Origin of the sequence: Halomonas sp. SIMBA_159 (genome assembly GCF_046536035.1) — a bacterium.
GTDB lineage: Bacteria > Pseudomonadota > Gammaproteobacteria > Pseudomonadales > Halomonadaceae > Vreelandella > Vreelandella venusta_A.
The window spans coordinates 1-251 of the sequence record NZ_JAWJBT010001151.1 but is presented as its reverse complement, the minus strand read 5'-3'; the positions used below and the strand labels follow the sequence as shown (position 1 = coordinate 251).

1 protein-coding gene is annotated in these 251 nt (G+C 56.2%); it reads right to left on the bottom strand.

The window, feature by feature from the left end; translation table 11 throughout:
- The coding region (locus tag R0J87_RS22880; RefSeq protein WP_498889228.1) for a hypothetical protein at positions 1-205 on the bottom strand (205 nt) is incomplete at its 3' end.
- Between the last annotated feature and the right edge of the window lie 46 nt (positions 206-251).

The window sequence follows — 251 nt, the reverse complement described above, 5'->3', positions numbered from 1 at the left end:
CGGGTTCTAACGGCGCCGCAAAAACCGCATCCTGGCCCTGATATTCAAACCAGTCAAACTGTGCCACAGGGGCCGCGCTGCTGTTTGTTGGTTCGCTGCTATCCTGTGCTGGCTTGCTGGTGTCGGGTGTAGTTTGCGGCTGGCAGGCGCAAAGTGCACTCAGTAAAGCCAGACCTGGCAGAGTTAACGAAAAGCGGTTTTGCATGGAATGTCACTCCTGTCGTCTTTGCCGTTATCGCTACGGCGTGCGA